We start from the raw sequence: 14,618 nt of genomic DNA, 5'->3' as shown, positions 1-14,618 counted from the left end.
GATAATGTTTTATAATTATAACATGATTTGTTAAGATTACAAGGAGGCAACAAGCATTAAAGTTAGAATTATACCATTCCATAAATAAAGTGGATTTACACCTTCATGAAAGAGGTGCAAACCCACTTTTACGCACACTTGTTAGCCTAATATCGCTCGATCATTTTCCATCTGCTGACCCCTGATGCGCTTGAATTCATGTAATAACTTCTCAATGGTTAGACTTTGTTTCTCATTTCCAGATACGTCTAGGATAATTTGACCTTTATCCATCATAATTAAGCGATTCCCCAAATCTAAAGCTTGCTGCATGTTATGCGTTACCATTAAAGTCGTTAAATGAAACTTATCCACTACTTCTCCTGTGAGTTTGGTAATCAACTCCGCACGAGATGGATCAAGCGCTGCTGTATGTTCATCTAATAATAATATATTTGGCTCTGTGAACGTAGCCATTAAAAGCGATAACGCTTGTCGTTCCCCACCCGATAAGAGACCCACCTTTGCGTTTAATCGATCTTCTAATCCAAGGTGTAAGGTGTTTAAATACTCTTTAAACAATTCTTTTCTTTTTTTAGTCACGCCAATGCGTAGTCCGCGTTTCTTATTTCGCGCATAGGCCATTGCCAAATTTTCCTCTATCGTCATCGAAGGAGCAGTTCCGGCCATTGGGTCCTGAAACACCCTTCCAATATATCTCGATCGTTTAAATTCCGGTAAGGACGTAACGTTTTTGTTACCTATCTCCACTGTGCCGATATCAGGCTTTTGGCTACCAGAAATTACGTTCATTAACGTTGATTTACCTGCACCATTACTACCAATAACTGTTACAAAATCACCTTGTTCAAGCGTTAAGTTAATATCCTGCAACGCCTTTTTCTCATCCGGTGTTCCCTCATTGAAAGTCACTGAAATGTCTTTTAAATCTAACAAAACTTACGCCCCCTTTGCCTTATCTTGTAACTCTAATCGTTTTCGTTGGCGACGTCTCTGGTCTTTTATTGTTGCAATGAATTTAGGCGTTACTAAAGCACCTACTACTAGAATAGCGGAAATCACTTTCATGTCCCCTGAATCCAAAAATTCTACTTTTAATGCTAATGTTAAAACGATTCGATATATAATTGCACCTAATATAACCGCTAACGTGGTTCTGACAATTGTCTTCTTACCAAATATCGCTTCCCCAATAATAACGGATGCAAGACCAATAACGATCATACCAATCCCCGATTTCAAATCTACGAATCCATCATTTTGGGCGATTAATGCACCGGACAGTGCTACTAATCCGTTCGAAAACCCTAATCCTACAATCTTTAAATTATCTGTATTTGCCGATAAACTTCTAATCATCTTTTCATTATCACCAGTCGCTCGTAACGCTAAGCCTACTTCTGTCTTTAAGAAAAAGTCGGTTATTAGTTTAACAATGATCGTGACAATAATCATAATAAAAAGAACTATCCATGTGCTAGGAACCGCTTCTGCTCCCCATGCTTTTGCCCAGCTATTTAACTGTTGATCAATTCCAGTATTACTCCAAAAGTCTCCGAACATTTTAAAAACGGTTGTTTCCGTTAACAAAGGTATATTCGGACTGCCCCCCATAATCCTCAAATTAATGGAGTACAGAGCAGTCATCATCAAAATCCCAGATAATAATGGGTTTATTTTACCTTTTGTATTTAGAATCCCTGTAATATTTCCAGCGACGAAACCAGCTATTGTTGCCAAAATGGTTGCGGTCACTGGTGATACACCATTAACGATGCACACTGCTGCGACGGCACCACCCGTAACAAAGCTTCCATCTACGGTTAAGTCAGGAAAATCTAATACGCGGAAAGATAAGTAAACACCGAGTGCCATAATTGCGTAGATAATTCCAATTTCAACTGCACTGAACATAGAAAAAAACATGCCTTAATCTCTCCCTCTAACATTTGAAAAGAAAACCGACACTTAAACCTTAACGGAATTAATGTCGGTTTACTTTACTTATTCTGATTTTGTTTCTAAGAATTGAGCCTCTTCATCCCACGCAGCATTCCAATCAATTCCTTGTTCTTCAGCAGCTGCTTTATTTATAAATAACTGCATTTCAGGTGGAATCTCCACTGGGATATCCGACGTTGCTTTTTGACCAGTAAGTACTTCTACAGCCATTTCACCAGCACGGTAACCAATTGTGTGGTAATCAATACCATAGGTAGCGAATCCACCCTTTTCTACAGAGTTAGGTTCACCCACAATTAATGGAATGTCTTGTTCATTCGAAACACCGATCACAGCCTCTAAAGCATCTACCACTGTATTATCCGTAATAACGTAGATCACATCTGCTTCGCCAACTAAAGTTGTTGTTGCTTGTTGTACCTCTGCAGAAGTTGCAACCGTACGTTCCACTGTGCTTAGACTAGTACCTTCGATCGCAGCGTTCACTGCATCGATTTGAGCAACTGAATTAGCTTCACCTGAGTTATAAATAAGTCCAACTTTCGAACCTTCAAAATAAGTATCAATGAATTCAATTGTATTTTTAATGGCGTCTGGGTGAAGGTCTAGAACACCTGTAATGTTCTCTCCAGGTTGATCCATCGCTTCTACTAGACCCCCTGCAACTGCATCTGTTACAGAAGTAAAGATAATTGGAATATCTTTCGTAGCGGCCAAAGCACTTTGTGCACTTGGCGTAGAGTTAGCAAAGATTAGATCTACACTATCAGCCACAAAATTATTTGCGATTGTTTTCCCATTATTCACATCGTTTTGAGCACTTTGGAAATCATATTCAACCTCTAGACCGGCATCTGCAATCGCTTCTTGAAACCCTTCATAAGCAGCATTTAGAGATGGATGTTCTACAATTTGTGTAGCACCAATAACATATGTTTCTCCTTCTGCTTCTCCAGCTTCTTCTGCCTCTTGATTTGTATCTTCTTCTGTCTCATTGGAAGGCTCTGAAGATGAAGTAGTATCCTCATCCGTTCCACAAGCAGCTAACACAAACATACTTATCATTGCTATAACCAAAATAAATAGCCACTTATTATTCCTAACGTTCATACCTATTACCCCCGTTTTCTATCTTTTTTAAATTTTCAAAAGATTTGAGATACATTATATCACAGAATAAATTAATTGGGTACATGTTATAATTATTCAAATGAATAGGTTGTTTTTTTGGATAAGATAAACGTTATCGTAACACAAGATTTTAAATATAAAGGAGTATTATTTTGCCAAAACATATAGTAGTTGGAGCTGGAATTGTTGGCGCATCGGTTGGTTATCACTTAGCGAAAGCTGGGGTTGAGGTGGTTATGATCGACCGGAAAGACCATGGGCAAGCAACTGATGCCGCTGCAGGAATTGTCTGCCCGTGGTTATCGCAAAGAAGGAATCAAGCTTGGTATCAATTAGCAAAAAAAGGCGCTGCATTTTACCCGAAATTAATTGAAGAACTGGAGTCTCAAGGCGAAACGGAAACAGGTTATAAACAAGTCGGAGCAATTGCACTACGACAAGAAGAGAAGAAGTTAATAGCCATGGAGGAAAGAGCCTACAAACGACGTAAAGACGCACCGGAAATTGGAGAAATTACTCGATTAACACCTAAAGAGACAAAAGCGTTATTTCCACCCCTTTCAGATGCGTACAGTGCAATACATATAAGTGGAGGAGCACGAGTGGACGGTAGGCAAGTGCGTGATGCACTTCGTCGAGCAGCGGTTAAGCATGGAGCTTCTTTTATCGAAGGAAGTGCAACAATCCACTACACCGGAAAAGAGGTTCACGGTGTATCTGTCAATGACCAAGAAATGAAAGCCGATAAAATAATTGTTACGGCCGGTGTATGGGCAAAGGAATTTTTGAAGCCATTAGGAATCGACCTTGCTGTTGAACCACAAAAAGCGCAGATTTCTCATTTCCACATACCCAATACAGATACGAGTAAATGGCCAGTTGTTATGCCACCAAGCAATCACTATTTGTTAGCTTTTGATAACGGCAGAATTGTTGCTGGTGCAACACATGAAGACGACGTTTCACTTGAAGACACTCGCGTAACAACTAGTGGCATGAAAGAAATTTTCGATAAGGCACTTAGCATTGCTCCGGAACTAGGAGAGAGTTCGCTTTTAGAAACTCGAGTCGGATTTCGACCCGTTACACCAGGGTTTCTGCCAATTATCGGCGCTGTCCCTAATTATGATAACATTCTAATTGCGAATGGATTAGGCTCATCTGGACTGACGACAGGTCCATTTATTGGAGCTCAATTAGCGAAGCTTGCTACAGGTGAAGACATAGATATTGATCTTAATTTATATCCTGTTTCAGGGGCTTTACAATAAAAAACGAGGTGGTAAATAAGATTGCCACCTCGTTTTTCTATTGCCACTTCTTTAGATTATTTACAAGTTTCTTCATCCATTGCTTTAGTTTATCCTCTTTCTTCGATTGCTTTTGCCATTCGTTATAGCTTGCAACAGTTATTAGTGTAAAACCAGCAATTAATAAATATCCCCACCACGGCATATTTCCCCAATACGGTTTCGTTTGATATAGGACGTTAAACAATAACGTACCTACCCCAACAAAAAAGTAAGACTTGATTTTGGCTTGCATCCCTACAATCATCGAAAATAGTGATAGGAAACCAATGATGACTGCATCCCAGATCGTATTGCTCTGAATCGCATCCATCACAAGATAGGCAGTAATTAATACTAGAACAATAAGCTGTATCATGTGCATCATTTTTTTATGCGTTTTCCAAGTGGTTACAGTTAGAACGACCGTTAACGCCAACAACGGCAACATCATTAATTCCGCTTGAATCAAATCCGGAATACGATCGTAGTATGCATCAAAGACAATATAATACGATGGTAAAAGGCTGACTCCGATTAATGTTTGCGTGACCCTTCTTGCTATTGGCTTCATCATTCTTCTCAACTGAACAAATAAGCCCAATGTAATTAATAAAAACGGAATCACTTCCATCCAAATAGCTGCTTCTTGATCGATAAAATTCAGAGCATAGACGGCATAGATGAATGCAATCACTGCATACCAATCGATGTGAATAGGTTGAGCTTTCCAATTGTAAAGTTCCTTATGGAGAAGCTGACCTGCGACCATTAAGACAAAGAAACAAGCCACACTAATGAACCATAGACTTTTACTCGTTGAAAATGTAGGTTGTAATTGTTCCCACATCGCTATACTTAATAAAAGTGGAATCATATTCAACAATGTCCAGTGTCGCTTATGCAAAAAGAATAAATTCAATATTACATAGCCGACCAATGGAATTATTTCTACATAATGTTCAAAGATACGCGAAGATACAATTGCAACTAAACCATATAAAGAAAATGGAACAATAAAATATTCCATACGTTTTCGCCATTCACCTTTTACTCCAAACCAAGTGACTAGATAAATCAAACTAGCTCCAAGCCAATAATAGACGGGTGCAACAGCTTGGAATAGATCATAATAAGGTAGAACTGTGGCAAAAACTAGCGCTACCATTGTCATTGCAGCATATAGGTGGAGCCTCACGTGCCATTCTTTTTTATGCCATTGTGTACTGTATAAATAGATTACAAGCGGTACAAAAAGGATAATAGGGGTAACCGTCTTCGAGAACATCTGATCTAATACAATTGCCATGATTAATAGAAACTGCACACCGTGGCTAAACCAGAAGAAATATGGCTTCAATCCCGTGATCTTTACCCCTACCCATTTTTCTACAGCAAAAAAGATTACAATTCCAAATTGCAGGAAGAAGATAATTCCCTGAAAAGAGTCAATTGCTAACGTGCTTAATAAAGAAGCATAAAAACTATAAGCGACCATTGCCACTAAAAGCCATAACACATGCGCTTTCACTCGTTGAACAAGCTGTACCGCTAATGCAATTCCAATTAGTAAAATAATTGGACGCACGTATGTTTCATTCGTTTGGTATATACTCACTAATTGCAATAAACCAATAAAATATAACCCTTGTGCAATATAGAAGCTCGTATTCTCTAACTCTCTCTTATTGATTTTTTTCCAAAGGTAGCTAATAGCTAAGATTACTAACCCAGAAAAAGATAGATGAAATGGCCAGTCGAACATCGTCTGGTATAAAGGATATTGGTCTGTAATTTCAGGAAAAAGGACAAGTAAAGCCAAGCCCCAACTAATAGCATAGATCCATCCTGCCAATTTATTTTCTAATTTCTTACTGTGGAGCACAACTATAATTGCTAGCGCGCCAAAAGAGAAAAGCATGATTGCAAGTTGAATTGGGCTTTCCATTAATAGCTCATATAACATACATAAAAGCATGACACCAATGGAAGTATAATAGGTACTTTTTCTAATTGGAAGAAGATATTTATTCCTATTCCAGATCCCTAATGTTAAAAACAATAGTGTACTGTACCCAAACATAAATAAACCTGGCTCATCTACCTGTAGCCATTTATAAAAGCTATTCCACAATTGAAGTCCAGTTGCAAACAAGAAAACGGGCGCTAAGTAGCGAAAGATCATTTGGTTCGTTAAAAAAGCCAAATAAATATAATTAAAGGCTATGATTAAATACGCTAACAAGAGTATCCACGAATCTTCACCGGCTCTTATTATTAAGCCTTGATAACTCACATAAATAAAAGCAAAAACGGATATTACTCCGCTTGTGTATCGGAAAACTTTTGACATCCATCCATCATTATTTGCGAAGAAAGAGAAAGCTAAATAAGCTAAACCAATCATCGCATACATAACGACATCCACCGATTGTAAGAACGAATGCTCCGTTAATTGATAAACGCCATATGCAAATAGGGCTAAAAACACAAACTGGTATTCCTTGGTTTTATATAAAAATACCATTGCCATATATAAACTAGCAGTAATAAATAGGTTAAAACTATAAAAGACTTCTTGTTCATAAATAAATAGCATTAATAGTGTAGAAACAACAAGATTTAACTGCGCATAGCTTGGAAGTTCTTTTAGGAAAATCCCTAAACCTTCCTTGTTCTTCAAACGGTGATACCCATATAGAAGAAGCGCATTAAACAGCATAATCCCTAAATAAAAGAAATCTACAGATACGTGCGTTGCCGCAATAGCAAACCCCGCTGATAAACTTAGAAACAAATAAGAAATCCATACAAATAGTCTAGATTTGTGCTTGCTTGCATACCTAAAATATAACGGTAAAGGAACCAGTGTACCGATCAATCCCAAGACAAAACGACCATCACCAGTGAGAGACAAATACTCCCCCAAGAGTTCAAAGTAACCAATCGCTATAATTGTAATCGGAATAAGCATACTTCCTAATGTTAAGAAAGCGAAAGCCGTCTTATCAATTTTCAGAAACCTACTCGTGACTGTACTTAGTCCAATGAAAAAGACGGAAACAAAGGATAGAGAAATTACTTTTAATATTGGCCCCATTTGATCCCACGTACTTGTTGCTAACACAAGACCTCCTACCAAAATAAATAAAACACCTAAAATAAGCGACCAAGTAATATTTCTTTCTCTTACTTGTTCTGGAGTTTTCTTTTGTACAAATGGTTTTGGTTCTGCCTTTTTTACATTCGTTTGCAAAATAGGTTTCTTTTCTTGCTCTTCATTTTCTGTAACTGTAGCAACATCCTTATTAGGGTTGAATTTAAATTTTAGATAATCATCATAGGATGACATGAGTTTTTGGTACATTTCCTGCGAAATAAAACCTTCATTCCTTAATTGGACAAGTTCTTGTTGGAATACCTTCTGTCTTTCACGCTCCGTTATATGATCCAATATGTTTCACTCCCACCCCGCGCTCAATACTTTTGTAACGTTTAGTGTAATTTTACACTATACCTTTTTGTGTTTCAACCTATATTTACCATATTATCATAGAAAAATAACCTCCAAGAAATCTATTCTTGGAGGTCAAATATATGTCTTATCTATTAAAATAATCTGTTACAGCACCCTTGGATGAACAAGATACATTATGTGCGTATTTACCAAGCACACCTCTTGCGTGTAAAGGAGGTGCTGTCCAATTTTTACGACGATTATCGATCTCTTCTTCGGAGACATCCATTGTAATTTCTTGCAGCTCGGAATCAATTGTTACAATGTCTCCCTCTTTCAAGAAGGCTATTGGTCCGCCTACTTGGGCTTCAGGAGCAATGTGCCCTACTACTAAACCATGTGTACCACCAGAGAAACGGCCATCCGTTAACAATGCTACTTTCTGCCCTAAGCCTTTCCCAACTAGGATTGCCGAGATCGATAGCATTTCTGGCATTCCTGGCCCACCTTTAGGACCTACGTTACGGATTACTAGGACATCACCTTCATTGATTTTATTATCAATGACAGCATTCGTTGCCTCTACTTCATTATCAAATACACGCGCAGGACCTGTATGGCGTTTTACTTTTACACCAGACACTTTCGCTACTGCACCATTTGGAGACAAGTTTCCTTTTAAGATCACAAGTGGTCCGTCTTTACGTTTTGGATTATCAAATGGCATGATAATGTCTTGCCCCTCTTTAAGTGATGGTGCTTCAGCCAAATTCTCCGCCAACGTTTTACCTGTTACAGTTAGACAGTCACCGTGTAGGTATCCATTTTCAAGCAATAGCTTCATAACGGCTGGAACGCCACCAACTTCATGCAGATCTTGCATCACATATTTACCACTAGGCTTTAAATCAGCCAAGTGTGGTACTTTCTTTTGGATGCGGTCAAAATCATCAATCGTAATATCTACTTCGATTGCATTTGCAATAGCAAGCAAGTGTAGCACTGCGTTTGTAGAACCACCTAACGCCATTACTACAGTGATTGCATTTTCAAATGCTTCCTTTGTCATAATATCTTTTGGATAAATGTCAGCCTCTAGCAATTTATAAACGGCATCTCCAGCTTTTCTACAATCTTCTAATTTATATTTAGATTCTGCCGGATTGGATGAGCTACCTGGTAAACTCATACCTAATGCTTCCACTGCAGTCGCCATTGTGTTCGCCGTGTACATACCACCGCAAGAACCCGCTCCAGGGCATGCATTGCATTCGATCCCATGAAGCTCTTCTCCACTAATATCACCATTGTTATGCTTTCCAACACCTTCAAATACAGAAACAATATCCAGTTTTTCTCCATTTCTAAATCCAGGTGAAATAGTGCCACCATAGACAAATACCGCAGGAACTTCTGATCTTGAGATTGCGATCATACATCCTGGAATATTTTTATCACAACCACCGATTGCGACATAGCCGTCTAAATTCTCCGCACCAACGACTGTTTCAATTGAATCCGCAATAACATCTCGGCTAGGTAAAGAATAGCGCATGCCATCTGTTCCCATCGAAATACCGTCAGATACGGTGATCGTATTAAAAATTAACGGAACGCCTCCTGCTTCGGCAGCACCTTGCTTAGCACTTATCGCTAGTTTATCAATATGCATATTACATGGTGTTACTTCACTCCACGTGCTCGCTACACCAATCATTGGTTTCTTAAAATCTTCATCCGTAATCCCTACCGCACGTAACATCGCTCGGTTTGGAGCTCTTTTTGCATCATCAAACACCTGACTTTTAATACGTAAATCCTTTTTCATTGCAATTCCCCCTGTCATTCTTTCTATCAACTATAATATGTATTGCTATATAGTTCAATATATTTACTATATTCTGAAAATGGTATTAATAGACATTACTAATATTATAGAGGCGTTATTTTGTATGATGTTGTTAAGACTGATTTTATATAGAGTGCGTCGTAACACAAGATGATGGGAGAATACAACGCAAGCGGTCATGAGTTCCCTTATTTTCCTGTTTCTAACCATTTTTGAATCTGAGCGGTCATTCAGTACGCTATTTTAACAACATGCCATTGAAATCAATGCAATTAGGGCATATAACGGATCTCATGACCGCCAAGATTTCCTTAGAATTCTGAGCGGCTATGAGAGACCTTATTTTCCTATTTTAGGCCAATTTAAAATCTAAGCGGCTATACAGTACGCTATTTCAGCAAAATGCACACGCAATTAATGAAATAAGGGCAAATAAGGGATCTGGTAGCCGCTAAAATAATATAAACGAAGATTTCGGACAAATAACGGATCTCATAGCCGCCCCAAAATCGAACATAGATGGCGGGTGAGAGATAGTTACGTCGGATTTCCCATCAATTCTGATATATAAAAAGTAACCATATTTATAAAATGAACCTTTTTAATAGCAAAGTTTTGTAACTATTCATGTACTTTTTTCGTTTCTATATATAGGCATGATAACAAGTGCAGAAATGTAGTGTATCAATTAAAACTTACAGGAGTAATAATTTATGACAAAAAACCGACCTTTCTTATTTGTAACTGTAATCATACTCATTGGACTTATCTATTATGTAGTCAACAATTTTTCACTAGAAGATCAACCTATGCCAACGCAGCTACATCCACTTGTTTTAGAGAAATCAGATCAACTGATCGAACAAGCGGAGCAGAAAGGAATTACCATTCGAATTACAGATGAATTCCGTTCCATTGCAGAGCAAAACAATCTATATGAACAAGGCCGTTCTGATCCTGGTAGTGTCGTCACAAACGTGCAAGGTGGAGAATCCTACCACAACTACGGACTCGCCATTGACTTTGCGATTGAATTGGAAGATGGTAGTGTAATTTGGGATCTATCTTATGACGGTAACCAGAACGGGGAATCAGATTGGATGGAAGTAGTGGACATTGCAAAAGAGCTAGGCTTCACGTGGGGTGGGGACTGGGAAAACTTCCGTGATTATCCACATCTGCAAATGGATTTTGGATTAAGTATTTGGGAATTAAAACGAGGTAAACGGCCAGAAGGTATGGATGAAACGGAATGACCTGCACAAAAAAGTGCGCTCATTCCGTTTCGTTTTTTATCCACTTATATCTATATTCACTTTCATGAATCTGCGCAGTAATACTAGAAATATAATCTCCATAACAAATGCTATAATTCCTAAAACGAAGATCATTCCGAACATGATATCGACAGGGATATTTTTGAAAAACGGCGAAAGGATGAGTACCACAACATTTATGCCGATATACCACCGCATTGTATTCACCGTTCTATTTAATAAATAATTATCCTCAAATTGGGTTGCGATCGTCACCATTACTTTAAAGACATAAAAGACAAGTGTTACATGTATAACATGTAGAAGATCTGAATACATCCATCCCCACGATGACATCCAATACTGGGATGTTTCATTTGCAACATTTTCATCGATAAACATGGATGGTATGGAGAGGAAGATTAACAACAAGGATATACGTACCCCTATTTGTGCTTGCTGATAATTTTTCAGAAGGGCAGATAACCCCTTAAAAATAAGAAAATAACCAATTGGGTCAGGTATGAAATCGAAAGAGACCGCATCTGTTGAAAAATTAAAATCGAATAATACAAGTATGAATCCCCAAAAAACACGCGAAAATATAGTATGCACGAATAATCTACTCCCCCGTCTTAATTTTTATGATTCGATCTACTAACCTCTCATTCCAAAAAGGCTCTGTAAAAATTGGTCTTGAGTCCGTGAAACCTCCCCCTGTATCTGTTTCACCTTTAATTTGTAAATTAAATCTACTGTAATAGGTTCGATCTTCCCCTGATAACGTTGAAATAAGTAATCCGTCATTTTCATTTAGGTGGACAGGCAATGTATCATCAGCCAGTTCACCTAAAAAATTCACCCAGTCCTCGGGTAAATTATAGTGTACATCTTGATCTTGATCTATATCTATTTTAATTGTGAAATCAGCAGCTATTTGAGAAAAGGGAATCGAGACCGCATCAATTGTCATGGGTTCTAACGCCTTTCCCATTTGACTTTGCACATTATTACTACTACTACCGCTAACAATCCCTTCTAACTTAGGTTCTTGTTCCGAGTCATACCCTACTAACCGTACTTCTCCAATATCCGCCTTTATTGACGTGCCATCAGTAAAGTAAACATACATCTCGTTGAATAACCATTCCTCATCCTCTTCAATCTTCCCTGCTAGCTCGGTGGAAAAATCGATCGTAACTGCCTTTAAGTAATGATGCGTAAATGCTTTCTGATACTGTACTTCATCTGGGTTATGCCACATAAAGCCATCTCCATATGGATCATAAACATGTCCGGTCACGCCACCCATTTCCACAGAATTCACCTCAACCGGATCACTTTTATTAGTCAAATAATAAAAGGTTATAGGTTCATCACCTTCCACCCACTCATAATAATGGTCTAGGAAAACGGGGTGTTTCAGTTGTTGGCTTTGAAAGTAAAGATGATTTCCAACACTACTCAGTACGATTAATAGAATCCCAATCCAAAAGTACCTCACCTTCATATTTCATTCTCCTCTGTCTGTTCTGCAACAACACATTTTTTATTTAACAAACCTCACCTTAATATTACCATATTAAGGAAGGGTGTTAAGCGTACAATAAAAAAAGCTAGACATCTAAATGCCTAGCTTTCACACCTACAAAACCTATTTTTTTAAACGTGTTGTTTGCTTTAGGTCCTCTATCGACTGAGCACCAATACCGAACATCGTCATTTTTAATTCAAGCTCTCGTACTTCCATCACTTCTAAAAGGGCCTCGACGGATTCTGTTGCTTGCTTTAAGATGGATCGCCCAAATCCGGCAGCATCCGCTCCTAATGCGATGGCTTTTGCAACATCCATTCCATTCTTAATACCTCCACTAGCGATAATCGTATTGTCGCTAACACTTTCACGTACAGATTGAATACACGCTGCTGTAGGGGTTCCCCAATCACTAAATGCCTCTGCTGCTTTCTTTTTAATCTTTTCTTTGGACCTGAGTTTCTCAACCTGACTCCAAGACGTTCCACCCGCACCAGCTACATCAATGAATGAGATTCCCACTTCACTAAGTTTTTTCGCGACTTGTCCATCAATGCCAAACCCTACTTCTTTAACACCAACAGGAACTGCAAGCTCACGACAGAGCTTTTCAATTTTAGTTAGTAAATCTTTAAAATTCGTGTTGCCGTCCTGTTGGATGACTTCCTGAATGGTGTTTAAATGTAATACAAGTGCATCCGCTTCTGTAATATCAATGATTTGTTTACATTCTTCCACACCGAATCCATAGTTTAGTTGGACAGCACCTAAGTTAGCCACAATTGGCACGTTGGGTGCATACTTTCTAACTTGAAAGGATTGGCGATAAGCATGGCTCTCTATTAATGCACGCGTAGAACCGAGGGCAAAAATCCATCCCTTTTCTTCTGCTGCAATAGCTAGATTTCGATTGATCGTTTCTGCCATTGCCGCCCCGCCTGTCATTGAGCTAATCAAAAAAGGTGTAGCAATGGATTTTCCTAAAACGTTAGTTCCAACATCAATTTCCTCAAAATCAATCTCAGGAAGTGCATGATGTATAAAACGATAAGCATCAAATCCCGTAGTTATTCGGTCGCCTGTCACTTGATCCGTCAAACATAATTCAATATGCTCGGACTTCCTTTTATTAATCACATCATTATCCGTCATCGTATAAACCCCTTACTTTTTATATCTTCGTATGATTTCCTCCGCTACTAGTTTTCCAGAAAGCGTTACAATCGGTGTACCTCCACCAGGGTGTGCAGTACCTCCTACAAACCATAAATGATCATAATCATTAGCTTTATTCGGAATCCTAGAGAAGGCTTGTTGTATATTATTTGATGACATTCCGTAAATGGCACCCTGATAAGCACCTGTATTCCTTTTAATATCCGCTGGCGTCATCGTTTGTATGTAGGCAATGTTTTCTCTGAGATCAACTAGCCCTTTCTCTTCTAGCTTTTGCAAAATCTTTTCCATTAAAGGCTCGCGTAATTGTTCCCAATCCGTCTTTTCATTTATATATGGTGCATTAACAAGTACAAATAAATTACTCGTTTGCTTCTTTGTCATTGTAGGGTCAGAATAACCGGAATAGCAAATATAAATGGTTGGGTCATCTGGCATTTCTCCCCTATCAAAAATAGATATAAATTCATCTTGATAATTTTCTGGGAAGAATACGTTATGATGCACTAATTGATCATACTGTTTATTTACACCCAACAACATGGCATAACCAGATACAGACGGTTCACGTTTCGTCCATTTATTACGCTTACTCTTTGGAAGCATTTTTTCATATACTGTTAATGCATCTATGTTTGCTATAATTTCATCACCAGCGATAAACCCCTTTATTGTATCGACACCTATAGCTTTTTTACCTTCTATAACAATATGGTTTACATCGGTATTCGTTATAATCTGTACACCGAGTTCTCGAGCAAGTTTTTCAAATGCTTCTACAATTGTGTACGTTCCTCCTCGTACACCATACACCCCTAAGTTCCCCTCTAGGTGTGTCATCATGCTAAAAGTTGCTGGTGCTAGATAAGGAGAAGAACCAACATACGTAGCATATCGTCCAAACAACGCCAACGTATTCGGGTGCTTAAAATACTTTTGAAGCAATGTTTGGTAACGGGTAAAT

The 14,618-nt window shown here is 38.4% G+C and carries 11 protein-coding genes; 2 read left to right on the top strand and 9 right to left on the bottom strand.

What is annotated here, in order from left to right:
- Positions 1–141: 141 nt before the first annotated feature.
- The 3 genes from NYQ66_RS10340 to NYQ66_RS10330 all read right to left on the bottom strand — a co-directional run bounded on the left by NYQ66_RS10340 (position 142) and on the right by NYQ66_RS10330 (position 3,072).
- The gene (locus tag NYQ66_RS10340) at positions 142–936 is read right to left on the bottom strand and encodes an ABC transporter ATP-binding protein (protein WP_259869287.1); all 795 of its coding nucleotides are present in this window, start codon (positions 934–936) and stop codon (positions 142–144) included.
- A gap of 3 nt (positions 937–939) precedes the next feature.
- On the bottom strand, positions 940–1,926 hold the full coding sequence (locus tag NYQ66_RS10335; RefSeq protein WP_259869286.1) for an ABC transporter permease: 987 nt from the start codon (positions 1,924–1,926) through the stop codon (positions 940–942).
- A 78-nt stretch (positions 1,927–2,004) separates the two neighbouring features.
- The gene (locus NYQ66_RS10330) at positions 2,005–3,072 is read right to left on the bottom strand and encodes an ABC transporter substrate-binding protein (protein ID WP_259869285.1); all 1,068 of its coding nucleotides are present in this window, start codon (positions 3,070–3,072) and stop codon (positions 2,005–2,007) included.
- A 173-nt stretch (positions 3,073–3,245) separates the two neighbouring features.
- Here NYQ66_RS10330 and NYQ66_RS10325 point away from each other — a divergent pair, with 173 nt between their 5' ends.
- Entirely contained in the window at positions 3,246–4,364 is a 1,119-nt protein-coding gene (locus NYQ66_RS10325) for an NAD(P)/FAD-dependent oxidoreductase (protein ID WP_259869284.1), read from the top strand.
- Between the two features lie 37 nt (positions 4,365–4,401).
- On the opposite strand, the gene NYQ66_RS10320 is transcribed toward NYQ66_RS10325, so the two are convergent.
- Positions 4,402–7,836 carry a hypothetical protein gene (locus tag NYQ66_RS10320; protein WP_259869283.1) on the bottom strand — a complete coding sequence of 1,145 codons (3,435 nt, stop codon included), beginning with the start codon at positions 7,834–7,836 and terminating at the stop codon, positions 4,402–4,404.
- A 148-nt stretch (positions 7,837–7,984) separates the two neighbouring features.
- On the bottom strand, positions 7,985–9,667 hold the full coding sequence (ilvD, locus tag NYQ66_RS10315) for a dihydroxy-acid dehydratase (RefSeq protein WP_259869281.1): 1,683 nt from the start codon (positions 9,665–9,667) through the stop codon (positions 7,985–7,987).
- 734 nt (positions 9,668–10,401) lie between these two features.
- Here ilvD and NYQ66_RS10310 point away from each other — a divergent pair.
- Entirely contained in the window at positions 10,402–10,944 is a 543-nt protein-coding gene (locus NYQ66_RS10310) for a M15 family metallopeptidase (RefSeq protein WP_259869280.1), read from the top strand.
- Between the two features lie 36 nt (positions 10,945–10,980).
- Here NYQ66_RS10310 and NYQ66_RS10305 read toward each other — a convergent pair whose 3' ends face one another.
- From NYQ66_RS10305 to NYQ66_RS10290, 4 genes are all read right to left on the bottom strand, one after another.
- Entirely contained in the window at positions 10,981–11,559 is a 579-nt protein-coding gene (locus tag NYQ66_RS10305; protein ID WP_259869279.1) for a hypothetical protein, read from the bottom strand.
- Positions 11,560–11,566: 7 nt separating this feature from the next.
- On the bottom strand, positions 11,567–12,454 hold the full coding sequence (locus tag NYQ66_RS10300) for a hypothetical protein (RefSeq protein ID WP_259869278.1): 888 nt from the start codon (positions 12,452–12,454) through the stop codon (positions 11,567–11,569).
- A gap of 144 nt (positions 12,455–12,598) precedes the next feature.
- Positions 12,599–13,630, bottom strand: coding sequence for a type 2 isopentenyl-diphosphate Delta-isomerase (gene fni, locus NYQ66_RS10295; RefSeq protein WP_259869277.1), 1,032 nt, complete (start codon positions 13,628–13,630; stop codon positions 12,599–12,601).
- Between the two features lie 12 nt (positions 13,631–13,642).
- Positions 13,643–14,467, bottom strand: coding sequence for a phytoene desaturase family protein (locus NYQ66_RS10290; RefSeq protein WP_259869276.1), 825 nt, complete (start codon positions 14,465–14,467; stop codon positions 13,643–13,645).
- Positions 14,468–14,618: the final 151 nt, after the last annotated feature.

This window comes from Aquibacillus koreensis, assembly GCF_025154055.1.
In the GTDB taxonomy this organism is placed as follows: domain Bacteria; phylum Bacillota; class Bacilli; order Bacillales; family Amphibacillaceae; genus Aquibacillus_C; species Aquibacillus_C koreensis.
This window is presented reverse-complemented; position numbering and strand designations above follow the sequence as displayed.